This is a genomic window from Novosphingobium percolationis (assembly GCF_020179425.1).
In the GTDB taxonomy this organism is placed as follows: Bacteria; Pseudomonadota; Alphaproteobacteria; order Sphingomonadales; family Sphingomonadaceae; genus Novosphingobium; species Novosphingobium percolationis.
Map to the genome: position 1 here is coordinate 616,220 of NZ_JAILYM010000002.1, position 22,649 is coordinate 638,868.

Genomic DNA, 22,649 nt, shown 5'->3' on the forward strand with positions numbered 1-22,649 from the left:
ATGCACGTTCGCCACACCCTGACCGGGCCGGCGAACGGGCATGGCGAGGGCCGGGGCAGGGTGTGCCCCGGCATCCTCCCGCACATCCAGGTCCGCAAAATAATAATAAGCGAAATCAAATGCTTGATGCGATGAGCAACCCCCTCGATCAGGCTGCGAAGGAACTGGCGGACCGCCCGTTGGCCGCCGAGCGGACCGCGCGCCGACTGTATCAACAAAACCCCGCCGATCCGCGCCCGAAGCTGATCCTCGCTTCGGCCTTGCGGCGGCTGGACCGCGCCGCAGAGGCGCTGCCGCTGCTGATCGATCTGGCCCGCGCCTTTCCCAAGGCGGCGCGCACGCGCTATGAGCTGGGGCTGGTGCTGTGCGCGGTGGGGCGCGAGGCCGAGGGCATGCAGCAACTGGACGCTGCCGTCGCGCTTGATCCCGGCCATGCCGAGGCATGGGCCGCCATGGCCGACCGCGCCTTCGCTGTGGGCGATGTGGTGCGTGAAACCCGGGCGCAAGCGGCGCTGGCGCGGATCGGCGCCGATCATCCCGAATTGGGCCGGGCGGCGGAACTCGTCGCGCTGGGCCGCCATGCCGAGGCCGACCCGATCCTCCGGCGCTTCTGCCTGGCACATCCCAACCACGCGGAAGGCGCGCGACTGATGGCGGCCTGCCATGTCGCGCAGCGCACCGTCCATGCCGCCGAGACGCTGCTGCGCCACGCGCTGACGCTGGAACCGGGGTCCACGCGCATCCGCTTCGATCTTGCCCACGCGCTGTTCGCCGGGCGGATCGCCGAACAGGCGCTGGCCGAACTGGCCCCGCTGCTGGCGATCGATCCTACCAATCCGGCTTACCTGAACCTTCAGGCGGCGTGCCTTGGCCTGCTGGGCGATGACCGCGCTGCCGAGGCGATCAATGCGGCCCTCGCCGCCGCCTATCCCGCCAATGCCAGCGTCGCGGTCAACCACGGCCATGCCGCGCGCACGGCGGGCCTGCGCGACAGGGCAATCGCGGCCTATCGCCGCGCCACGGTGCTGGCTCCGCAGGCGGGGGAGGCGTGGTGGGGCCTCGCCAACCTGAAGGTCGGCGCAATGACCGAGGCCGACGAGGCCGGCATGCGCGCCCTGCTGGCGGGCCCGCTGTCCGACGACGACCGGATGCGCATCGAATATGCGCTGGGACGGCGGCTGGAGGATGCGGGCGATGCGGCGCAGGCCTTTGCCCACTATGCGCGCGGCGCGGCGCTGGCGCGGGTGAAGTTCGGTGGCGCGGGGCGCGACTATGCGGCCGAGGCCGAGGCGGTGGCGGCGCTCTACACGCCGGAGTTCCTGGCGCCGCGCGCCGGGCAGGGGGCGGACGACGATGCGCCGATCTTCGTGGTCGGCCTGCCGCGCTCGGGCTCCACGCTGGTCGAGCAGATCCTTGCCAGCCACCCCGCGATCGAAGGCACGATGGAACTGCCCTATATCGGCAACCTCGTCGGGCGGATCGAGCGCGAGGGTGGTACCGAGCGCATCGCGCGCGTCAGCGCCGAGGAATTGCGCGGGTGGGGCGAGGAATACCTGGCGCGCGCGCGGATCCATCGGCGGCTGGGCCGGGCGCGCTTCATCGACAAGATGCCCAACAATTTCCGCCACATCGGGCTGATCCGGCTGATCCTGCCGAATGCGCGGATCATCGACGTGCGGCGCAACCCGATGGCGGCGTGCTTTTCGGGCTTTAAGCAGCTTTTCGCCGAGGGTCAGGAGTTCTCATACGATCTTGGCGATCTTGCTGCCTACTATCGCGCCTACCTCGCCGTCGTCCGCCATTTCCTTGGCGCGTCCCCGGGCGGGGTGTACACGGTGATCTACGAGGACCTGGTGGACGATACCGAGGGGCAGGTGCGTGCTCTTCTCGATGCGTTGGGCCTGCCATTCGATGCGGCCTGCTTGCGCTTCTTCGAGAACGACCGCGCGGTGCGCACGGTAAGTTCCGAGCAGGTGCGCCAGCCGATCTACCGCAGCGGGATCGACCAGTGGCGCAAGTTCGAACCGTTCCTGACGCCATTGGCGCAAGGCCTTGGCGATGCTCGCGAGGGATGGCGCGCATGACATCCGCATTGACGTTGACCGCAATGACGTTCGGCTTCCACGAAAAGGGTGAACAATGACAGGGAAGATCAGGGGCGCCGTGCTGGCGCTCGCGGGTGTGACGCTGGCCACTGCGGCGAGCCTCGCCACGCCGGGCTTTGCGCAGGATCGCCCCGGCCCCGGCGGGGCGACGGTGGAAGTCTCGACCGAAGGGCAGGAGGTCTACGAACAGATCTGCCAGGCCTGCCACATGGCCGACGCCAAGGGCGGCGGTGAACCCGGCGCGATGATCCCGGCGCTGGCGGGTAACGCGAACCTTGCCGACAAGGACTACCCGATCATCGTCGTGATGAAGGGACGTGGCGGGATGCCGTGGTTCAACGGCGTGCTGACCAAGGAGCAGATCGCCGCCGTGATCACTTACGTGCGCGGCCATTTCAACGACTATCACGACCCGGTCAGCGTGGCCGACATCGACCGCATCGTCGCGGCCAATCCGCCCGTGCCCGAATGCAACACCTGCGGCCACTGAGGCGCGCCGGATTCAACAACACGACCCGTTTCCCGACCCGTCCACGAGGGGATTTCCATGATCGACCAATTCACCCCGCCGACCCGCCGCCAGCTGCTGACCATGATCGGCAAGGCGGGTGGGGCCGCCGCGCTCTATCAGGCGATGACGGTGATGGGGCACGCCAAGGACAGCCAGTTCACCGGCCCGCCGCAGCTTTCGGGCGCGAAGCCGGGGGCGACCGTGCTGGTGCTGGGGGCGGGGCTGGCCGGGATGCTGGCCGCCTATGAACTGACCAAGGCGGGTTACAAGGTCCAGATCCTTGAATTCCAGGGCCGTGCGGGCGGGCGCAACTATACCGTGCGCGGGGGCGATACGATCGCCGAGATCGGATCGAAGCAGAACGTCACCTTCGCGCCGGGCAACTACCTCAATCCGGGGCCGTGGCGCATTCCCTATCACCACCGCACGGTGCTGCATTACTGCAAGGAACTGGGCGTCCAACTGGAGCCGTTCCTCCAGATCAACCACAACGCGCTGATCCACAGCAAGAAGGCCTTCGGCGGTGCGCCGCAGCCCTATCGCGAGCTGATGGTCGACTGGAAGGGCCACGTTTCCGAACTGCTGGCCAAGTCGCTTGATGCGGGCGCGCTGGATACGGCGGTGACGGCCGAGGACAAGGCCAAGCTGATGGAAGCGATGCGCGGCTGGGGCGTGCTCGACAAGGACATGAGGTACACCAAGAGCGACCATGTCGGCGAACAGCGCGGCTGGGAACGTCCGCCGGGCGGCGGCATCAACGGCGCGCCGATCCCCAACGATCCCTCGAGCCTGACCGAGACGCTGAACAGCGGCGTGTGGCAGACGCTGGGCTTCTATGCCGAGCACGTGATGCAGACCACGATGTTCCAGCCCAAGGGCGGCATGGACCACATCGGCAAAGGCTTTGCGGCCAAGGTCGGCAAGCTGATCCGCTACAACACCCGCGTCACCAAGATCGCGCAGGACGATCGTGGCGTTACCGCTGCGTGGACCGACACCAAGACCGGGGCGACCGGCGAAACCCACGCCGACTGGATGGTCTGCACCATCCCCGCGCCGGTGCTGAACCAGATCGACTTCCAGGTCTCGGCGGAAAAGAAGGCTGCGATCCGCGCGCTGCCCTATGGTAACTCGGTGAAGATCGGGCTCGAGATGAAGCGCCGCTTCTGGGAGACCGACCACGCGATCTATGGCGGTATCTCGTTCACCGATCAGGCGATCTCGCTGGTTTCGTATCCCAGCGCGGGCTGTTTCACCGATGGTCCGGCGGTGCTGCTGGGCGCCTATCCGTTCGGGCCGGGCGCCTACATGCTGGCGGGGATGACGCCCGAAAAGCGCATCCAGACCGCGCTGGAGCAAGGCTCGGTGTTCCACCCCAAGGAATACAAGGCCGAGTTCCTGTCGGGCGCGACCGTGGCGTGGAACCGGATGCCGTGGATCCTGGGCTGCTGCGCGACCTGGACCGAGGAAAGCCGGGCGGCGCACTACCAGAACCTCGTCTCGATGGAGGGGCGCATCGTGCTCGCGGGCGAGCATTGCTCGTACTACGGCTGCTGGCAGGAAGGCGCGCTGCTGTCCTCGCTCGACGCGATCACGCGCCTGCACCAGCGCGCTTCGGCGGCGTGAGCACTTAGTCATGCGGTTGAATAAGGCTTGATGCGCTGGCAGTTTCTCCCCCATGGGGGCGGGGGAGAAATTGCCATGACCATGATGCGCGCTGTTGAAGTGGGGGCGCTGGCCCCTGACCTTGCCGGGCTTTCGATCGTCGAGAAGCCCGTCCCAACCCCCGGTCCTGGCGAAGTGCTGGTGCGGATCGAGGCGGCGGCGCTCGGCTTTCCCGACCTGTTGATGACCGAAGGGCTGTACCAGGCCAAGCCGCCGGTGCCGTTCGTGCCGGGCATGGAAGGCGCCGGGACCGTCGCGGCGGTGGGGGACGGTGCGTCCTTCGCCGTGGGCGACGAAGTGATCGTCGGCGGACTGACCGGCGCGCTGGCGCAGTACGGCCTCTATGGCGAAGCGGCGGTGTCGCGGAAGCCCGCGCGGCTGTCGTTCGCGCAAGCGGCGGGGCTGCGCGCGGCCTACCTGACAGCGTACGTCTCGCTGGTGCGCTGCGGGCAGGCGCAGAAGGGCGACTGGGTGCTGATCCACGGCGCGGCGGGCGGCGTGGGGCTTGCCGCGGTCGACATGGCGCGTGCGCTGGGGCTGCGGGTGATCGCGGTGGCGTCGAGCGAGGACAAGCTGGCGCGCGTCGACGCGCTGTTCTCGCCCGAGCGCACGATTCTTGGCCCCACGGGGTTCCGTGAGAAGGTGTTGGAGATCACCGGGGGCAAGGGCGTGCAGATCGTCTATGATCCGGTGGGCGGCGACGTGTTCGATGAATCGACGCGCTGCATCGCGTTTGGCGGTCGGTTGCTAGTGGTGGGCTTTGCCAGCGGGCGCATTCCCGAAATCCGTGCCAACATCCCGCTGATCAAGGGCTTCTCGGTGGTGGGCGTGCGCGCGGGCGAGTTCGGGCGCAAGTTTCCCGACCTTGGCCGCGAGAACATCGCCGCGGTCATGCAGATGGCCGAGGATGGCGTGATCACGCCGACCGTGCACGAGGCGGTGCCGCTGGATCGGTTCCGCGAGGCCTATGGCGCGATGCGGGACCGATCCGTGGTGGGGCGCACGGTGGTGCTGCCGCACGGCTAGAGTCCGGAGAGCGTTGCGATAGGGCGCTGCGCACCCCCGACCCCTCCCACTTGCAGGAGGGGGATGGGCTGTCGTGCCGAACAACGACAGCTTGCACGCTGTTTCGCTGGCCGCCCGCCTTCGCGGAAGCGACAGGTCCAGAACACGGATCGGCGGCGTCTCTTACGCGCAAAAAAATGGGCCACCCCGAAGGGCGGCCCTGGAAAGTTTGGGAGAGGATGCCTGAAAGGCCCGTCCTATGTGCGGCTGGGGGGCGATTCCGGCAAGTGCGAAACGCGCCGGTTCAATTGCGTTTAATGCAACTTGCCGCGATGCATGGCGAGGCGTCTTCGGGCGGATCAGGCGAGCGCGGAGTTGGAAAAGCGCCAGATTCCCGGCCTTGCATTCGTATGCAGTCGCTACCTTCTGGGGTGTCAATTGCGCCGGTTGCAATACGCACCTGCAACATGAGCCTGCCCTTTTGGACAGGGCCGGGACGGCGTGGGCTTGTTGCACGATCGCACAGGAAAGGGATTGCGCAGGCGGCGGCGGCTCGGCAAGTTCGGTGCAAAGGAGTCGTCAAGTCCATGAAACTGCTCGCATCCGTCCTCAGCGCCTCGCTCGCTCTGACCGCCCTGACGCCGCTGGCGGCGCAGGCCGCGCCCGCGCCCACGCCCGCCGCCGAAACGCAGGTGCTGGCGCTGTCGAAGCAGATCATCGCGATGCGTTCGGTGGTGGGTGAAGGCAACGAGACCGGAAAGGTCGCAGGTGCGATCCGTGATGCGCTGGTCGCGGGCGGCTGGGCGCCGGGCGATATCGAGATCGTGCCCTACAAGGACACCGCCTATCTGATCGCGACGTGGAAGGGCAGCAATGCCAAGCTGCCGCCGCTGGTGGTGTCGGGCCACATGGACGTGGTGGAGGCCAAGCGCGCCGACTGGGTGCGTGATCCGTTCGTGCCCGTCGTCGAGGATGGCGTGCTCTATGGGCGCGGCGCGACCGACATGAAGTTCAACGCCGCGATGGCGGTGTCGAGCCTGATCGACTTGCGCAAGGGCGGCTTCAAGCCGAAGCGCACCGTGGTCATCGCGTTTTCGGGCGACGAGGAAACCACCATGGAGACCTCGCAGGCGATCGCGCAGCGGTTGAAGGCCGCCGAACTGGTGATCAATGTCGATGGCGGCGGCGGCAAGCTGGACGAGGCCAGTGCCAAGCCGGTCTACTGGACGTGGGACGGGGCCGAAAAGACCTATGCCGACTACAAGCTGGAAGTGACCAATGCGGGCGGGCATAGCAGCGCGCCGCGCCCCGAGAACGCCATTGTCCAGCTCAGCCAGGCGCTCGAACGGATCGGCGCGTACCACTTTGCCGCCGAGCAGAACCCGCTGACCAAGGCGTGGTTCGAGCGCGCGGCGGCGTTTGAGCCCGATGCGGCGACGGCGGCGGCGATGCGCGCCTTTGCCGCCAATCCGGGCGATGAAAAGGCGCTGGCGGTGCTGCGCGCCAATCCGGCGACGGTGGGCAAGGTGGGCACGACCTGCGTGCCCACGATGGTGAACGGCGGGCACGCGCTCAATGCGCTGCCGCAGCGCGCGACCGCGAACATCAACTGCCGGATCTTCCCCGGTCACAAGCCCGCCGACATCATGGCCGAACTGGCCAAGGTGGCGAATGAGCCGGAGGTCAAGTTCACCGATGTGACCGAAGGCTCGATCGCATCGCCCGCATCGCCGATGCGCGCCGACTTCGTGAAGGCGGCGGAAGCTGCGATCCATGCGGCGTACCCCGGCGTGCCGGTGATCCCGGTGCAGGCGTCGGGTGCGTCGGATTCGATGTGGTATCGCAGCGTCGGCGTTGCTGCCTATGGCGCCAGCCCGCTGATGACCAAGGACAGCGAAGACTTCTCGCATGGGCTGAACGAGCGGGTGCGGCTGACCAACGTGCGGCCGGGCCTCGTCTATTTCAACGAACTGCTTACCCGCCTGGCGCAATGACGGCATCGAGGAAGCGGCGCGCGATGGCGTCGGCTTCCGCCGGATCGAACTGGTCGGGCGAGAGGCACAGTTCGAGCCACAGCCCGTCGACCAGCGCGGTCACGCCGATGGCGGTGGCGCGCAAGGTGGCGGCAGGCACGCCGCAAGCGGCGAGCAGGGCCTCAAGTCGCGCGCGGAACGAGGCGTAGTGCGTTTCGTGCCGCGCGGCGATCTCTGGCCGGGCGGCGACGAGCGACCAGAACGCGATCCACGTTGCCAGCAGATCGGGACTTGCGATGGGCGAGGCGAAGCTGCCGGTGACAAAGGCGGCCAGCCGCGCGCGCGGATCGTCGCCCGCCGCTTCGACTGCCGTGGCGAGGTGTTCCGTCACCATGCGGTCGGTTTCGGCGTAGCATTCGGCGACCAGCGCATCGACGCCGTCGAAGTAGTGGTTGACGAGCCCGGGCGACACGCCGGCTTCAGCGGCGATGGCGCGGACGCTGGCACCCGAGGCACCCTGGCGGCCCAGCACGCGCATGCAGGCTTCGATCAGGCTGCGGCGACGGGCATCAGGTTCGGAGCGGCGGTAGGCGGGCGCTTTCATGCTGGCGTTCGGTCCGTTTCTGTTATACGATCGTACAATAAGTTCGACTGCGAGTCACGCAAGAGGGTGCGCGTCCATGGGTGATCTGTCTTCCGCGCTGGCAGAGATTTCCGCAGGTTCCGTCGATCCCGACGCCGACTGGAGCCTGCCGGGCTGGCTCTACACCGATCCGGAATATTATGCGAAGGAGATCGAGGCGATCATCCGTCCTTCGTGGCAGATCGTGTGCCATGAAAGCGACATTCCGGGGGCCGGGGACTATCGCACGCTCGACTATCTGGGCGAAAGCGTCGTCGTCATCCGGGGCGAGGATGCGCGGGTGCGCGCTTTCGCCAATGTCTGCCGCCACCGCGCGATGCGGCTGGTCGAAGGGCCTGCGGGCTGCGCGAAGAAGCTGGTGTGCCCCTATCACGCCTGGGCGTTCGAGACCGATGGCCGCCTGACCGGCGTGCCGATGAAGGGCGACTATCCCGCGCTGAAGCTGGAGGACAATCCGCTTCACGCCGTCGATCTGGAGATCTGGCGCGGCTTCGTGTTCGTGCGGCTGGTGGACAAGGGCTTCCCCTCGGTGGCCGAGATGATGGCTCCGTTCGAGGAAGAGGTCGCGCCCTATCGCTTCGAGGACATGCGGCGGATTTCCGACGTCCGCCTGCGCGAGCGCGCGGTGAACTGGAAGAACGTGGGCGACAACTATTCGGACAACCTGCACATTCCGGTGGCGCACGACGGGCTGACTCGGATATTCGCCCGGTCCTACGAGATTTCGGCGCATGGCTGGGCCGACCGGATGAAGGGCGATCTGGTGGACAAGCCTTCGGCCAACTTCTGGGAGCGGTTCTACCAGGCGCATCTGCCGGAGGTGCCGCATCTGTCCCCGACATCGCAGCGGCGCTGGCTCTATTACAAGCTGTGGCCGAACATGGCCTTTGATATCTATGCCGACCAGATCGACTTCATGCAGTGGCTGCCGACGGGGCCGACCAGTTGCGTGTTGCGCGAGATGGTCCATGCGTTGCCCGATGAGCGGCGCGAGATGAAGCTGGCGCGCTATGCCAACTGGCGCATCAACCGTACGGTCAACAAGGAAGATACCTGGCTGATCGAGCGGGTGCAGCAGGGCATGGCGAGCGACAGCTATGGCGCCGGGCCGATCGGGCGCAGCGAAGTGTGCCTGCGCAGCTTCGCGCGCAAGATCCGCGCGATCATTCCCGAAGCGCGGCTGCACAAGGCGCCGCCTGCGGGGTGGAGCAAGCGGTAGATTTCGAACGGGCAGTGTTTCGGCGCTGCCCACCCCCGACCCCTTCCGCTGGCGGGAAGTGGAGACGACGCAGGGGGACGTTTCAATTCCCCTCCCGCCAGCGGGAGGGGGCAGGGGTGGGCCGGGCCTCACTCGAGATTTCGGGGAGCATCACATGACCAATCGCTACGACGCCATCGTGATCGGCGGCGGCCACAATGGCCTGACCTGCGCGTTCTATCTCGCCCGCGCGGGCATGAAGGTGCGCGTGCTGGAGCGGCGGCATATCGTCGGCGGCGCGGCGGTGACCGAGGAGTTCCACCCCGGCTTTCGCAATTCGACCGCCAGCTACACCGTCAGCCTGCTGCGGCCCAAGGTGATCGCCGACATGAAGCTGCACGAACGCGGTTATCGCGTGATCGAGCGGACGATCAGCAACTTCTTTCCGTTCGAGGATACATACCTGAAGCTGGGCGGCGGGCCGGGGCGCACCGAAGCGGAATTCGCGCGCTTTTCGCAGAAGGATGCCGAAGCTTATCCCAAGTACGACGCGGCGCTGGAGAAGGTCGCCAACGTGCTGCGCGACATCGCCTTGCAGACCCCGCCCAACGTCGGCGGTGGGCTGGCCGCGCTGAAGAACGCGGCGATGCAGGGCTGGCCGCTGGCCAAGCTGGACCTTGCGACGCAGCGCGACTTGCTCGACATCTTCACCAAGTCGGCGCGCGACTTCCTCGACGGCTGGTTCGAGGACGACCACGTCAAGTCGGCCTTCGCTTTCGACGCGGTGGTGGGCAACTTTGCGGGCGTATCGACGCCGGGTAGCGCCTATGTGCTGCTGCACCACGTGTTCGGCGAAGTGAACGGCAAGCTGGGGGCCTGGGGCCATTCGGTCGGCGGCATGGGCGCGATCACGCAGGCGATGGCCAAGGCCTGCGAGGAAGAGGGCGTCGAGATCAGCCTCGAAGCGCCGGTAGCGAAGGTGCTGGTCAACAACGGCAAGGCGGCGGGCGTGAAGCTGGAGAGCGGGGAGGAGCTTTACGCGCCGATCATCGCGGCCAACGTCGGCCCGGCGCTGCTCTATCGCCAGATGGTGGACTCGAGCGATCTGGACGAGGACTTCAACCGCCGGATGAAGAGCTACAAGACCGGCTCCGGCACGTTCCGCATGAACGTGGCGCTGTCGGAACTGCCCGACTTCACCGTGCTGCCGGGCAAGGCGCAGGCCGAACATCACACCGCGGGCATCATCATCGCGCCGGGCCTGGACTACATGGACCAGGCCTTCATCGATGCGCAGCAGCAGGGCTGGTCGAAGAAGCCGATCGTCGAGATCAAGATCCCCAGCACGGTGGACGACAGCCTCGCGCCCGAGGGTTGCCACGTGGCGAGCCTGTTCTGCCAGCAGTTCGATCCGAACGTCGATTGGGACACCCACCGCGAAACGGTGGCCGACCTGATCATCGACACCGTCACCGACCATGCGCCCAACTTCAAGAATGCGGTGATCGCGCGGCAGATCCATTCGCCGCTCGATCTGGAACGCAAGTTCGGGCTGATCGGCGGGGATATCTTCCATGGCACGATGGGGCTGGACCAGCTGTGGGCGGCGCGCCCGGTGCTGGGGCATGGCGATTACCGTTCGCCGATCAAGGGGCTCTACATGTGTGGCAGCGGCACGCACCCGGGTGGCGGCGTGACCGGCGCACCGGGCCACAACGCCGCCGCCGAGATCCTGAGCGACCGTTCGATGCTGTGGAAAGTGCTGCACCGGCGGCGGTGAGCGTAATTGACCGGGCGCCAGCGGAGGACGATAGCGGTCGCGTCGAACGACCGGGGGGCAAAGTTTGGCGACATGGCAGCTTTTGCTGGCGACCGTGGTGGCGCTGACAGCATCGTACTTTCTGGGGTGCGCGCTGGCGCACCGCGGATTTCCCCTGCCCGAAGGGCCGCGCATCGGTGAATGCGACGGCTTGCGCGGGTTCTGCGCGTTGTCGGTGATATCGCACCACCTGGCAATCTGGATGGCGGCGACACCCGCCACTCCGTGGCCAAGGATACCCGTGAATGTGGTCACGCACCTGGGGCTTGGCCCGGTGGCGCTGTTCTTCATGGTGACTGGCGCGGTGTTCACGCCGCGCCTGCTGGGCGGGTGGCACGCCATGCCCTGGCGGGCTTTCGCGATTTCGCGGCTGTGCCGGATCGTGCCGATGATCGTGGTCAGCGCTCTTGTGGCGACGGCGATCATCGTTGCCGAAACCGGGCTGCTGCCAGATCGGCACTACCCCTTGCAGGTGCTTAGCTGGATCGCGGGACTGCAAATGCCGCTGCTGGGCGTGGAGTCGAGCCGCTATATCAACGCGGGCGTGTTGTGGTCGATCTTCTGGGAATGGGCATTCTACGTCGGCATCCTGCCCTTGTGCATGGCGGCGGCGCCGCTGTTCCGAACCCATGGTGCCAAGCTGTCGCTGACGATCTTCCTGACGTGCGCGCTGCTGATCGACTTCTTTGGCGTGCTGCGTTTTGTCGAACTGTTCTTCCTGGGCATCCTGAGCTGGAACGTCCGGCAGATCGAGCCGATGCGGCGGCGGCTGGCGACGCCGCTGGCTGCGCTCGTCGCGCTGATCGCGGTGGGGACGACGATGGTGCTGGCCGAGGACCCTTACGGGATGTGGCCGGGCCTTGCCTATGGGCTGCTGTTTGCGTGCGTGGCTTGCGGCAACACGCTGTTCGGCCTGCTCGACAGGCCCGGCGCGCGCGTGCTGGGCGAGATTTCGTACAGCATTTACGTGCTGCACGGCATCTTCCTCTATGTCGCGTTCCGCTATCTGTCGGCCAGGGCCATGCCGATGGTGGCGCTGCCGCTGATGGCGGTGGCGGTGACCGCGGTTTCGGCCGCGACGTTCCTTTGGATCGAACAGCCAGCGATACGCTGGGGCAAGCGGCTGGCGCGGCGATCGCGCGCGGCGTGATCGGCGAGCCCGGTCATGCCCGCTGGCCCCTGCGGACCAGCCAGTAGACCGGCACGCCTGCCACCACGAACAGCGCGCCATAGGTGAGGGCCTGTGCGCCGAGGCCCCACGAGGCCCAGACTATGAAGCCGCTCGCCACCAGCGCCACGGGCAGCAACCCGCGCTCGCCGGGCAGGAGCTTGATCGCGGCCAGCATCGCCATGAGGTAGGAGAGCATCCCCGCTGCGAGGCTGACCGAGGCGATGAACTGGAACAGGTCGCCCAGCCCCTTGGAATAGTTGAGCAGGGCGACGCCGGTGAGCAGGACCGACGAGACGAGGTGCGCGCGCATCGGCGTGCCGCGGCTGGTCTCCTTGCCGAACCATTTCGGGAACACCCCGCCGCGCGCCATGGCCCACGGCACTTCGCCTTGCAGCAGGATGAAGCCGTTGAGCGTGCCGAAGGCGCTGATGGCGGCGAAGACGGCAACCACGCCTGCGACCTGCCCGCCGAAATGGCTGCCGAGGAACGCCGCGACCGGCGCGGGGGAGGCGGCGGCCTGTCCGGTCGGCATGTAGGCGAAGAAGGCCATCGAGATGCCCATATAGACCACGCCGGTCAGCACCGTGCCGATCATCGTGGCGCGCGGAATGGCGTGGGCTGCGTCTTCCACCTTGTCGGCGGGGACGGTCGCGGATTCGAGCCCGAGGAAGCCCCAGAAGGTGAGGCCTGCTGCGCTGGCGATGGCGCCGCCGCTGATTGGCACGGGCGGCTGCGCAACGGTGGGCGCGCCCGAAAGCCAGAGCCACAGGGCAAGGCCGATGAGCGCGACGAGCGGGATCAGCTTGAGCGCGCTCGTCACCAGCGAGACTTCGCCCGCGGTGCGCACGCCATAGATGTTGACCGCCGTCAGCAGCCAGACGCAGGCGATGGCGAGCAGCGCCGGAACGCCGGGCGTGCTGCCGATCCCGGGCGCGATCAGGCTGATGTTGCTGACCACCGCAACCGCAATCGCGCCGTTGCCCGCCCAGATCATCGTCCAGTAGGACCATGCCGTGGCGAACCCGGCGAGCGGCCCGAACGCCGCCTGCGCATAGGCATAGGGCCCGCCCGCCAGCGGCAGCTTGCTACCCAGCCGCGCGAAGACGAGCGCGAGGCACAGCGCACCGCCGATTGTGACGAGCCACCCGATCAGCTGGTTCGCGCCCAGCGGCGCGAGCGTGGCGGGCAGCAGGTAGATCCCCGAACCGATGAGGTTGCCGACGACCAGCGCGAGCGTCATCAGGAAGCCGAGCCGGCGCGTGGTGGTCATCGTGGCGTTTCTCCCGGCGGCGGGTCGTTGCCGCGTCGCCGTGGCAGAGTAACGCTTGATTGCGCGGCGTCACCGTGTTTGTTGCGCCCTTGATGGCCAGCCTTCCCCAATTCGATCCGCGCACCTACGACCCACGCCTTGTTCGCGCGGCAGTCGCGATGAACGAGAACGACCTGCCGGTGGCAGAGCCGCTGTTGCGTGCGCTGTTGAAGGACGATCCTTTCGATGTGCGCGCGATCCGCCTGTTCGCCGAGCTGGCCGGGCGCATCGGGCGCTATCAGGATGCCGAGAACCTGTTGCGCCGCGCGATCGAGTTGGCACCGCAGTTCACGCCCGCGCGCGCCAACCTCGCGCTGGTGCTCTATCGCACCAACCGCGCAGGGGAAGCGCTGGAGGAATTGGCGCGGGTTTCCGCCGAAGACCCCGACAACATCGGCGTGTCGAACCTGCAGGCCGCCGCCTATGGCCGCATCGGCGAGTTCGACGAGGCGCTGGCGCTTTATGCGCAAGTGCTCAAGGAACTGCCGAACCAGCCCAAGGTATGGATGAGCTATGGCCACATGCTCAAGACCGTGGGGCGGCAGGCCGATGGCATTGCCGCCTATCGCCGTGCGCTCGAGTTGACGCCGACGCTGGGCGAAGTGTGGTGGAGCCTCGCGAACCTCAAGACCGTGCGGTTCTCCGACGCGGACATCGCCGCGATGGAGGCGGCGCTGGCGCAGGAAGACATTTCGCCCGAGGATCGCTGGCACCTCGACTTCGCGCTGGGCAAGGCGCTGGAGGACCGGGGCGAGACGGAGCGGTCCTTCGCGTACTATGCTGCGGGCAATGCCCTGCGCAAGCGGCGGATGCCTTACAAGGCGGACGAGACCACCGCGCAGGTCGATCGCATGATCGCGGCGGCAACGCCTGCCTTGTTCGCAAGGGGTGCGGGGCAGGGGTGCGATGGCCGCGATCCGATCTTCGTGCTGGGGATGCCGCGTGCGGGCTCGACGCTGGTCGAGCAGATCCTTGCCAGCCACAGCCAGGTCGAAGGAACGAGCGAACTGGGCGATATCGCCCTGCTGGCGCGCGGGATCGAGGACTATCCGGCGGGGCTGGCGTCGCTTTCGGGCGAGCGGTTGCGTGCGCTGGGCGAGGAGTACCTGTCGCGCACGCGCATCCAGCGGCACACCGGGCGGCCGCTGTTCGTGGACAAGATGCCCAACAACTGGCTGCACGTGCCGCTGATCCGGCTGATCCTGCCCCATGCCACGATCATCGATGCGCGGCGGCACCCGCTGGCCTGCGGGTTTTCCAACTTCAAGCAGCACTTCGCGCGCGGGCAGGGCTTCACGTATTCGCTCGACGACATGGGGCGCTATTATCGCGATTATGTGCGGCTGATGGCGCATGTCGATGCGGTGCAGCCGGGCGCGGTCCATCGGGTGATCCACGAGGCGCTGCTCGACGACTTCGAGCCGCAAGTGCGCAAGCTGCTCGATGCCTGCGGACTGCCGTTCGAGGAAGCGTGCCTTGCCTTCCACAAGACCGAGCGCGCGGTGCGCACGGCGAGCTCCGAACAGGTGCGCCGCCCGATCAACCGCGACGGGGCCGAGGCATGGAAGCCGTTCGAGCCGTGGCTGGGCGAGTTGAAGGCGGCCTTGGGGGACGTGCTGGAGGCCTATCCGGGCGTGCCTGTCACAGCGTTGTAATCGGGCAACGCCTCTTGCTGAAAGATAGTTTCAACCTCTTGCTGTCTTGACCGCGTACCCTTGCGCGGCGCACGCTGCTTATTGGACATATTCATAACAGGGTGGGCAATTTCCATGAGCAGGTCCCGCAAGACGCGCCTCGCGCAAGTTTTCCTGATGGCGTCGAGCGCGCTGGCTGCAGCGCCGGTGCTGGCGCAGGAAGCGCCACAGGCCTCGGCCTCGGCCACCGCCGATGGCCCGGACGTGATCATCGTGACCGCGCAGAAGCGCAGCGAGAACCTGCAGAAGGTGCCGATCTCGATCCAGGCGCTGGGCGAGGCCAAGCTCGAACAGCTGAACGTCAGCAACTTCAACAGCTACACCCAGCAGCTGCCCTCGGTGGTCGCGCAATCGGGCGGTACGCCGGGCACCAACGTCATCTACATGCGCGGCGTTGCCTCGGGCGGTGACGGCAACCACTCGGGCTCGCTGCCGTCGGTCGGCGTCTATCTCGACGAACAGCCGGTAACAACGGTCGGTGGCAACCTCGACGTCCACATCTACGACGTGGCGCGTATCGAGAGCCTGTCGGGGCCGCAAGGCACGCTTTATGGCGCATCGTCCGAAGCGGGTACGCTGCGCATCATCACCAACAAGCCCGACACCAGCGGCTTCTATGGCCGCGTCGATGCCGAAGTGAACACCGTCCACAAGGGCGGCCAGGGCGGCAAGATCGAAGGCATGATCAACGCCCCGCTGTCGCAGAACGCGGCGCTGCGCGTGGTCGGCTACTACCAGCGCGATGCAGGCTACATCGACAACGTACCGGGCACTCGCCAGTTCTGCGGCACGCCCACGCGCGACGGTGAAGGCAGCATCAACGGCTGCGTGAAGGACGGCATCAAGGTCGACAACGCGGCCTTCGTGAAGAAGGACTACAATGACACCGAGATCTACGGTGGCCGCGCCGCGCTGAAGGTCGATCTGGACGACAGCTGGACGCTCACGCCGACCGTGATGTACCAGGATACCAAGAGCCACGGTTCCTATGGTACCGACGCCAGCGTCGGCGATCTGGCCGTGCAGCACTTCTTCCCCGAATACCGCGACGACAAGTTCTGGAGCGCGGGGCTGACGATCGAGGGCAAGCTCGGCAACTGGGATCTGACCTATGCCGGCTCGTACATGGAGCGCAAGACGTTCTCCTCGAGCGACTACACCGACTACGCCGAGGCTTACGACCAGATCTACGCTTCGTACGGCGGCATCGCCAATTACCTGTACTTCCAGGACGCGGCCGGGAACACGATCGACCCGCGCCAGAAGGTGATCGGCACCGATCACTTCAAGAAGCTGAGCCAGGAACTGCGCATCGCCTCGCCTTCGGACCAGCCGCTGCGCTTGGTGGCGGGCGCGTTCTACCAGCGCCAGTCGAACTTCATCCACCAGGACTACCAGGTCGCCAACCTTGCGCCCGACCTTTCGGTCAACGGCCATCCCGGCACGCTGTGGCTGACGCAGCAGGAGCGTATCGACAAGGATTACGCCGCGTTCGGCGAACTGACCTGGGACGTGACGTCGAAGGTTTCGCTGACCGGCGGTGCGCGCCTGTTCAAGTACGACAACTCGCTGATCGGCTTCTTCGGCTTCGGGCGTAATCCGGGGCCGGACGGCCTCTACATGACCAGCCCGGCGAATGCCGTGGGTGGCAGTTCGGGCGTGAAGTCGTGCTTCACCGATGCGGGCGACCGCTTCTACGACAAGGCGACCGACACTTTCAGCAGCTCGCACACGTTCCTGCCGGGCGTGGTCGCGGGCAGCCCGTGCACCAACCTTGGCGTGTTCGAGAACGGCAAGGTGAAGCCGATCCACGCCAAGGGCGATGGCGTGACCTGGCGCTTCAACGCCACGTACAAGCCGACCAACACGCTGATGATGTACGCCACCGTTTCGAAGGGCTTCCGCCCCGGTGGCCAGAACCGGCGCGGCGACTTTGGTGCCTACCAGCCCGACTACCTGATCAACTACGAACTGGGCCTGAAGACCACGCTGGGCGGCGTGCTGCGGCTGAACGCGGCGCTCTATCAGCAGGACTGGAAGCACTTCCAGTTCAGCTACCTGGGGCCGAACAGCTTCACCATCATCACCAACGGCCCGAACGCGCGCATTCGCGGGTTCGACATCGACGCCGGCTTCAACATCGAACGCCTGAGTGTGAACCTGGCGGCGGCCTATACCGACGCCAAGACGCGCCAGAACCTGTGCCACGCGATCGACCCGACCTTCACGTGCGCCAGTTCGTCGATCGACGCGCCGGCGGGCACGCGCCTGCCGATCACACCGCGCTTCAAGGCGACGACGACGGTGCGCTATACCGTGCCGGTCGATACCGCGAAGGTCTATGGCCAGTTCAACCTTGCCTACCAGTCGAAGGCCAGCTCGGACATCCGGGTGGACTTTGCCAAGGCGCAGGGCGAACTGCCTGACTTCGCCACGGTGAACCTGTCGCTGGGCGCGGACTGGCCGACCTATTCGCTGGAACTGTTCGTGCAGAACCTGTTCGATGAACGTGGTCAGCTTTCGCGCTTCGTCCAGTGCGGTTCGTGCACGCAGCGCCCGTACTTCGTGCCGATCACGCCGCGCACCTTCGGCCTGCGCGCGGGCGCGAAGTTCTGAGGCAAGGAAAAGGGCACGTCCGAGGGGCATGGCCCCTCGGGCTGCCGCAACGTCTCCTGGCGCGAGGTTTGCGCAAGGGAGCGTCGGAAGACGGCCACGGGGTGCAGGGGTGGTAAACCCCTGCAAAGCCTTGGGTTCAATCGCCGCTCAAGGCTTGTCGAGCACGTAGCCCAAGGACCGCACGGTTCGCAGCGGGTAGCCCGCGCCCACTTCGCGCAGCGCGCGGCGCAGGCGACTGACCCAGGCATCCACGGTGCGTTCGTCGATCGGCTGGTCGTTCTTGCCCAGCGCGGCGATCAGCTGGGCGCGGCTGAACACCTTGCCGGGCTGTTCCATCAGGTAGCGCAGCAGGCGCAGTTCGTTGGGCATCAGGCCGATCGGCTGGTCCTTCCAGCGGGCCTGCAATGCCGAGAGGTCAAGGCTGAGGTCGCCGAGCTTGAGCGTGCGGCCGGGGGCCTCATGTTCCGGCAGTTGCACCGACAGCACGCGGTCGAGCAGCGCGCCGCGATCGACCGGGCCGACGATGTAGTCGTCGGCGCCCGCGCGCAAGGCGCGGCGCTTGGCCTCGGCCTCGTCCTCTTCCAGGATCATCGTGACGTGGGCCTGCTCGGTCGCCGGGTCGCAGCGCAGGCGGCGGCACAATTCGAGCCCCGACATTTCGGGCAGGACCCAGTCGACGAAAGCCCAGGGGCGGCCATCGAGCAGCGGTAGCGGCGCCGACCAGGTCCACGGATGGAACTGCACGCGCAGATCACCGTGCACGAACGGTTCGTGCCCGCCCGGCAAGGTATCGGTCAACAGGATGTCGATCTGGCGCATGGGTCCCCACGGTTGATGCGCCGCCTATCTGTCGCGATTTTGTGACGCTTGCATGACGATGGGGGCTTGTTCGACACCGCACGGGGGGCGTCCGGAGATGGTATTAATTCCGGTTCGTATTTCTTGCCGACTGGGTTAGCCTGCAACATGGATTTCATGTGAACGGGGGCGTTTATGCGGAACGTGGTATTGGCGGCGTCGGTCGCCGCATTGGCGGCAGGCGGCGTGGTGTTCGCAGCTGGCGGCGGGGCATCGGCCGGAGCTGGGCTTTCGAACCTCGTGACGCTGGCGGCGGGGAGCGGCGGCACGGCTGCGCCGAGCGCGAAGGCGACGACGGGCACGGGACGGCTGATCGCGGCCGCGGCGGGCAAGGGCATTCCCGACAGCTGGATCTGCGTGTTCGGCAAGGGCCAGGTCGCGCCGACGGCGGTGCGCGGCGCGGCGGCGAAGGCGGCAGGCTCGGTCGGCGGCAGGCCCGGCCATGTCTATGACGCGGTGCTGGGCGGCTTCTCGATCACGCTCCCTGAACAGGCGGCGCAAGTGCTGGTCGAAAAGAACCCCAACATCGACCACTGCGCGCAGGATCAGGTGGCCGAGCTGGTCCGCCCGATCGAGGCGAGCGCCCGGCCCGGTGGCGGCGGTGGTGGCGGCTCGACCGAAACCGTGCCCTGGGGCATCACCGCCGTGGGCGGCGGGCAGACCTATGGCGGCACGGGCCGGGCCTTCATCGTCGATACCGGCATCGACCTGACGCACCCGGACCTCAACGTCGATACCGTGCTGAGCCAGAACTACGTGAGCCGCGAAACCTCACCGCAGGATCTCAACGGCCACGGCACGCACGTTGCGGGCACGATCGCGGCGATCGGCGGCAACGGCAAGGGTGTGGTCGGCGTGGCGGCGGGCGCGCCGGTGGTGGCGATCCGCGTGCTCGACCGGCGCGGCAGCGGCGCCTATTCGGACGTGATCGCAGGCGTCAACGCGGTCGCCACCAAGGGCAAGCCGGGCGATGTCGCCAACATGAGCCTTGGCGGCCCGGCCTCGGCCGATCTCGACACGGCGGTGTGCCAGGCGGCGGCGACCGGCGTGCTGTTCGCCATCGCGGCAGGCAACGACGGCGCTTCGGCCACCAACTATTCGCCCGCGCGCGTCACCTGCGCCAATACCTTCATCGTCGCGGCCATGGCGCAGGGCAACGTCTGGGCCAGCTTCTCGAACTATGGCCAACCGCCGGTCGACTATATCGAGCCGGGCGTGAACATCCTGTCGCTCTGGCTGAACGGCGGCACCAACACGATTTCTGGCACGTCGATGGCGACGCCGCACATGGCGGGGCTGCTGCTGTGGGGCACGGGCGTAAATGCGGGTGGGACGGTCACGCGCGTGGCGGGGGACGTCTATACGCTGGGCAGGCGCTGAGCGCATCGAGGCCGGATGGATTGGGGAAAGGGGCTGCTTTGCGGCCCCTTTTCCTTGGGGGGAAGTCTTTGCAGGGGTTTACCACCCCTGCACCCCGTGCCCGTCTCCCGACGAACCCAAGGCGCCAGCGGTGAGGTGGGGCGCGTCATCGCCGTTGGCACAAACCTCGCGTCGGAAGACGTGATGGGAGCCCGAGGGGCCATGCCCCTCGGACCTGCCCCTTTCTTCCTAAAGCCCGATCGCGAACAGCGTTTCCTCGCTCGCCGGGCCGAAGGTCTCGCCCGTTGCCACCATCGACAGGCCGTGGCGCGCGCAGAAGCGCTCCATCATCGCGCGCGAGGCGGCATTGCCGGGCGCGATGGTCAGGTCGATGGAGCGCGTGCGGAGCGCCCGGGCGTGCGCCAGGAAGGCATCGAGCAGGCGCTGGGCGAGGCCGGTGCCGCGCAGCGCGGCGAGGAGCCCGACTTGCCACAGGAACAGGCGATCGGGCTCGCATGCGCGCAGCGCGGTGAGCAGGCCGACGAGGCGACCATCGCGTTCGGCCACGAGGACAAGGCCTGCGTGTGTGAGCGTCCAGTAGGTGTAGGGCGTGTGCAGGTCGAGCGTGCCGGTTTCGCGCACGAGGTCGAGCAGGGCGGGAACGTCAGCGGGCGTGGCATCCCGGATCGATGGGCGGATCGATGGGGTCATGCGGGCGCTCCCACGAAAAAGGCCGACCCATGGGGCCGGCCTTGTTTCTGGTCCGTCGGTGCGGGGATCAGCCTTCGACGTGTTCGGCAAGGACGGTCAGGCCCTTGTCGCCCACTTCGGCGAAACCGCCCTGGACCTTGATTTCTTCCGGCTGCGCGCCCGCCGAGCGGTAGACGCGGATCGTGCCGTCCTTGATCGTCGACATGAACGGCGCGTGGCCTTCCAGCACGCCGAATTCGCCGTCGGTGCCGGGCACGACGACCATGTGGACTTCTTCCGAACGGACCTGACGGGCCGGGGTGACGAGTTCGAAGTGCAGCGACATCGCTCAGTGCCTTCCTGTTCCCCCGTCGCCCGATACTCTGTGTAGCGTCGACGGGGGCTGGAGTTATCAGGCCTCGGCGGCCAGCTTCTTGGCCTTCTCGACCGCTTCGTCGATGCCGCCGACCATGTAGAACGCGGCTTCGGGCAGGTGGTCGTATTCGCCGTCGACAACCGCCTTGAACGAGCGGACGGTGTCTTCGACCTGGACGAACTTGCCCGGGATGCCGGTGAACACTTCGGCGACGTGGAACGGCTGCGAAAGGAAGCGCTGGATCTTGCGCGCGCGCGCCACGGTCAGCTTATCTTCTTCCGACAGTTCGTCCATGCCGAGAATGGCGATGATGTCCTGCAGCGACTTGTACTTCTGCAGGGTTTCCTGGACGCGGCGGGCGGTCTGGTAGTGCTCTTCGCCGACGACGGCGGGCGACAGCACGCGCGAGGTCGAGTCGAGCGGGTCGACCGCCGGGTAGATGCCGAGTTCCGAGATCGCGCGGTTCAGCGTGGTCGTCGCGTCAAGGTGCGCGAACGAGGCGGCCGGCGCCGGGTCGGTAAGGTCGTCCGCGGGAACGTAGATCGCCTGAACCGAGGTGATCGAACCCTTGGTGGTCGAGGTGATGCGTTCCTGCAACTGGCCCATGTCGGTCGCCAGGGTCGGCTGGTAGCCCACCGCCGACGGAATACGGCCGAGCAGCGCCGACACTTCCGAACCCGCCTGCGTGAAGCGGAAGATGTTGTCGACGAAGAACAGGACGTCCTGGCCTTCCTGATCGCGGAAGTATTCGGCCATGGTCAGGCCCGAGAGCGCGACGCGGGCGCGGGCGCCCGGCGGCTCGTTCATCTGGCCGAACACGAGCGCGACCTTCGAGCCGTCAGGCGTCGGGTTGCCGTCGGCGTCCTTGGCGATAACGCCGGCGTCGAGGAATTCGTGGTAGAGATCGTTGCCTTCGCGGGTGCGTTCACCGACGCCCGCAAAGACCGACACGCCGCCGTGGCCCTTGGCGATGTTATTGATCAGTTCCTGGATGAGCACGGTCTTGCCCACGCCCGCACCGCCGAACAGGCCGATCTTGCCGCCGCGCGCATAGGGCGCGAGCAGGTCGATGACCTTGATGCCGGTGACGAGGATCGCCGCTTCGGTCGACTGGTCGATGAATTCCGGCGCCTTGGCGTGGATCGGGGCGGTCTGTTCCGCGCCGACCGGGCCACGTTCGTCGATCGGCTCGCCGATGACGTTCATGATGCGGCCGAGCGTCTTGGGGCCGACCGGCACCGAGATCTGCGCGCCGGTGCTGGCGACCGGCTGGCCACGGGTAAGGCCGTCGGTCGAGTCCATCGCGATGGTGCGGACGGTGTTTTCGCCAAGGTGCTGCGCGACTTCGAGAACAAGGCGGTTGCCGTTGTTGTCGGTTTCGAGCGCAGTCAGAATCGGCGGAAGCTCGCCGTCAAAGGTCACGTCGACGACAGCACCGATGACCTGGCTGATCTTGCCGGTGGTGCTGATGACGGGGGCGGTTGCCATGCGTCAGTTCCTTATCTTTCTTCCCTCGGTCCACAAAAGGGCGGCCGAGGCGTCGGTCCAAAGCGGCGGGTGAGTCGGACGCCCCCTAAGCACAGTCGTGCGGAATCGTCCACCACCGATTGCCGGTTGTGAACGGGAGCGGAGCATATCCGTGCATACCAATGCGCGA

17 protein-coding genes are annotated in these 22,649 nt (G+C 66.9%); 11 read left to right on the plus strand and 6 right to left on the minus strand.

Translation table 11 applies throughout. From position 1 onward, the window contains the following. The first annotated feature begins 131 nt into the window (after positions 1-131). From K3A84_RS07440 to K3A84_RS07460, 5 genes are all read left to right on the plus strand, one after another. Complete coding sequence (locus tag K3A84_RS07440; RefSeq protein WP_225008686.1) at positions 132-2,084, plus strand: tetratricopeptide repeat-containing sulfotransferase family protein; 1,953 nt, start codon at positions 132-134, stop codon at positions 2,082-2,084. 55 nt (positions 2,085-2,139) lie between these two features. Then, positions 2,140-2,595: a c-type cytochrome gene (locus tag K3A84_RS07445; RefSeq protein WP_225008687.1), complete on the plus strand. Its 456-nt coding sequence runs from the start codon at positions 2,140-2,142 to the stop codon at positions 2,593-2,595. Between the two features lie 57 nt (positions 2,596-2,652). Then, on the plus strand, positions 2,653-4,242 hold the full coding sequence (locus tag K3A84_RS07450) for a flavin monoamine oxidase family protein (RefSeq protein ID WP_225008688.1): 1,590 nt from the start codon (positions 2,653-2,655) through the stop codon (positions 4,240-4,242). A 75-nt stretch (positions 4,243-4,317) separates the two neighbouring features. Beyond that, positions 4,318-5,307, plus strand: coding sequence for an NADPH:quinone oxidoreductase family protein (locus K3A84_RS07455; protein ID WP_318248286.1), 990 nt, complete (start codon positions 4,318-4,320; stop codon positions 5,305-5,307). A 566-nt stretch (positions 5,308-5,873) separates the two neighbouring features. Next, positions 5,874-7,280 (plus strand): M20/M25/M40 family metallo-hydrolase, encoded by a 1,407-nt coding sequence (locus K3A84_RS07460; protein ID WP_225008689.1) that lies wholly within the window; start codon positions 5,874-5,876, stop codon positions 7,278-7,280. On the opposite strand, the gene betI is transcribed toward K3A84_RS07460, so the two are convergent. Beyond that, positions 7,261-7,863 carry a transcriptional regulator BetI gene (betI, locus tag K3A84_RS07465; RefSeq protein ID WP_225008690.1) on the minus strand — a complete coding sequence of 201 codons (603 nt, stop codon included), beginning with the start codon at positions 7,861-7,863 and terminating at the stop codon, positions 7,261-7,263. The two genes, K3A84_RS07460 and betI, sit on opposite strands and share 20 nt — an antisense overlap. Positions 7,864-7,939: 76 nt before the next feature. Here betI and K3A84_RS07470 point away from each other — a divergent pair, with 76 nt between their 5' ends. From K3A84_RS07470 to K3A84_RS07480, 3 genes are all read left to right on the plus strand, one after another. Continuing rightward, a complete protein-coding gene (locus K3A84_RS07470) occupies positions 7,940-9,121 on the plus strand; it encodes an aromatic ring-hydroxylating oxygenase subunit alpha (protein WP_225008691.1) in 1,182 nt (393 codons plus the stop codon). Positions 9,122-9,275: 154 nt separating this feature from the next. Next, complete coding sequence (locus K3A84_RS07475) at positions 9,276-10,880, plus strand: phytoene desaturase family protein (RefSeq protein WP_225008692.1); 1,605 nt, start codon at positions 9,276-9,278, stop codon at positions 10,878-10,880. A gap of 64 nt (positions 10,881-10,944) precedes the next feature. Further along, complete coding sequence (locus tag K3A84_RS07480) at positions 10,945-12,069, plus strand: acyltransferase family protein (protein WP_225008693.1); 1,125 nt, start codon at positions 10,945-10,947, stop codon at positions 12,067-12,069. 13 nt (positions 12,070-12,082) lie between these two features. Here K3A84_RS07480 and K3A84_RS07485 read toward each other — a convergent pair whose 3' ends face one another. Beyond that, the gene (locus tag K3A84_RS07485) at positions 12,083-13,360 is read right to left on the minus strand and encodes an amino acid permease (protein ID WP_225008694.1); all 1,278 of its coding nucleotides are present in this window, start codon (positions 13,358-13,360) and stop codon (positions 12,083-12,085) included. A 92-nt stretch (positions 13,361-13,452) separates the two neighbouring features. Between K3A84_RS07485 and K3A84_RS07490 the strand changes: the two genes are divergently transcribed. Together K3A84_RS07490 and K3A84_RS07495 are read left to right on the plus strand one after the other, a co-directional pair. Continuing rightward, entirely contained in the window at positions 13,453-15,054 is a 1,602-nt protein-coding gene (locus tag K3A84_RS07490) for a tetratricopeptide repeat-containing sulfotransferase family protein (protein WP_225008695.1), read from the plus strand. Between the two features lie 114 nt (positions 15,055-15,168). Next, entirely contained in the window at positions 15,169-17,709 is a 2,541-nt protein-coding gene (locus K3A84_RS07495; protein ID WP_225008696.1) for a TonB-dependent receptor, read from the plus strand. A gap of 147 nt (positions 17,710-17,856) precedes the next feature. On the opposite strand, the gene K3A84_RS07500 is transcribed toward K3A84_RS07495, so the two are convergent. Continuing rightward, positions 17,857-18,528 carry a response regulator transcription factor gene (locus K3A84_RS07500; RefSeq protein ID WP_225008697.1) on the minus strand — a complete coding sequence of 224 codons (672 nt, stop codon included), beginning with the start codon at positions 18,526-18,528 and terminating at the stop codon, positions 17,857-17,859. A gap of 174 nt (positions 18,529-18,702) precedes the next feature. On the opposite strand from K3A84_RS07500, the gene K3A84_RS07505 reads away from it, so the two are divergent. Beyond that, the gene (locus K3A84_RS07505) at positions 18,703-19,947 is read left to right on the plus strand and encodes a S8 family serine peptidase (protein WP_225008698.1); all 1,245 of its coding nucleotides are present in this window, start codon (positions 18,703-18,705) and stop codon (positions 19,945-19,947) included. Positions 19,948-20,175: 228 nt separating this feature from the next. On the opposite strand, the gene K3A84_RS07510 is transcribed toward K3A84_RS07505, so the two are convergent. The 3 genes from K3A84_RS07510 to atpD form a co-directional block, all read right to left on the minus strand. Further along, positions 20,176-20,637 carry a GNAT family N-acetyltransferase gene (locus K3A84_RS07510; RefSeq protein WP_225008699.1) on the minus strand — a complete coding sequence of 154 codons (462 nt, stop codon included), beginning with the start codon at positions 20,635-20,637 and terminating at the stop codon, positions 20,176-20,178. Between the two features lie 67 nt (positions 20,638-20,704). After that, a complete protein-coding gene (locus K3A84_RS07515; RefSeq protein ID WP_225008700.1) occupies positions 20,705-20,962 on the minus strand; it encodes an ATP synthase F1 subunit epsilon in 258 nt (85 codons plus the stop codon). Between the two features lie 66 nt (positions 20,963-21,028). After that, complete coding sequence (gene atpD, locus K3A84_RS07520; protein ID WP_225008701.1) at positions 21,029-22,480, minus strand: F0F1 ATP synthase subunit beta; 1,452 nt, start codon at positions 22,478-22,480, stop codon at positions 21,029-21,031. Between the last annotated feature and the right edge of the window lie 169 nt (positions 22,481-22,649).

Excerpts from the sequence above, each read along its gene's own strand:
- betI (WP_225008690.1), bottom strand. The coding sequence starts at position 7,863 with ATGAAAGCGCCCGCCTACCGCCGCTCCGAACCTGATGCCCGTCGCCGC.
- K3A84_RS07470 (WP_225008691.1), top strand. The coding sequence starts at position 7,940 with ATGGGTGATCTGTCTTCCGCGCTGGCAGAGATTTCCGCAGGTTCCGTC.
- K3A84_RS07455 (WP_318248286.1), top strand. The coding sequence starts at position 4,318 with ATGACCATGATGCGCGCTGTTGAAGTGGGGGCGCTGGCCCCTGACCTT.
- K3A84_RS07510 (WP_225008699.1), bottom strand. The coding sequence starts at position 20,637 with ATGACCCCATCGATCCGCCCATCGATCCGGGATGCCACGCCCGCTGAC.
- K3A84_RS07440 (WP_225008686.1), top strand. The coding sequence starts at position 132 with ATGAGCAACCCCCTCGATCAGGCTGCGAAGGAACTGGCGGACCGCCCG.
- atpD (WP_225008701.1), bottom strand. The coding sequence starts at position 22,480 with ATGGCAACCGCCCCCGTCATCAGCACCACCGGCAAGATCAGCCAGGTC.
- K3A84_RS07475 (WP_225008692.1), top strand. The coding sequence starts at position 9,276 with ATGACCAATCGCTACGACGCCATCGTGATCGGCGGCGGCCACAATGGC.
- K3A84_RS07490 (WP_225008695.1), top strand. The coding sequence starts at position 13,453 with ATGGCCAGCCTTCCCCAATTCGATCCGCGCACCTACGACCCACGCCTT.
- K3A84_RS07485 (WP_225008694.1), bottom strand. The coding sequence starts at position 13,360 with ATGACCACCACGCGCCGGCTCGGCTTCCTGATGACGCTCGCGCTGGTC.
- K3A84_RS07505 (WP_225008698.1), top strand. The coding sequence starts at position 18,703 with ATGCGGAACGTGGTATTGGCGGCGTCGGTCGCCGCATTGGCGGCAGGC.
- K3A84_RS07450 (WP_225008688.1), top strand. The coding sequence starts at position 2,653 with ATGATCGACCAATTCACCCCGCCGACCCGCCGCCAGCTGCTGACCATG.
- K3A84_RS07460 (WP_225008689.1), top strand. The coding sequence starts at position 5,874 with ATGAAACTGCTCGCATCCGTCCTCAGCGCCTCGCTCGCTCTGACCGCC.
- K3A84_RS07495 (WP_225008696.1), top strand. The coding sequence starts at position 15,169 with ATGAGCAGGTCCCGCAAGACGCGCCTCGCGCAAGTTTTCCTGATGGCG.
- K3A84_RS07500 (WP_225008697.1), bottom strand. The coding sequence starts at position 18,528 with ATGCGCCAGATCGACATCCTGTTGACCGATACCTTGCCGGGCGGGCAC.
- K3A84_RS07445 (WP_225008687.1), top strand. The coding sequence starts at position 2,140 with ATGACAGGGAAGATCAGGGGCGCCGTGCTGGCGCTCGCGGGTGTGACG.
- K3A84_RS07515 (WP_225008700.1), bottom strand. The coding sequence starts at position 20,962 with ATGTCGCTGCACTTCGAACTCGTCACCCCGGCCCGTCAGGTCCGTTCG.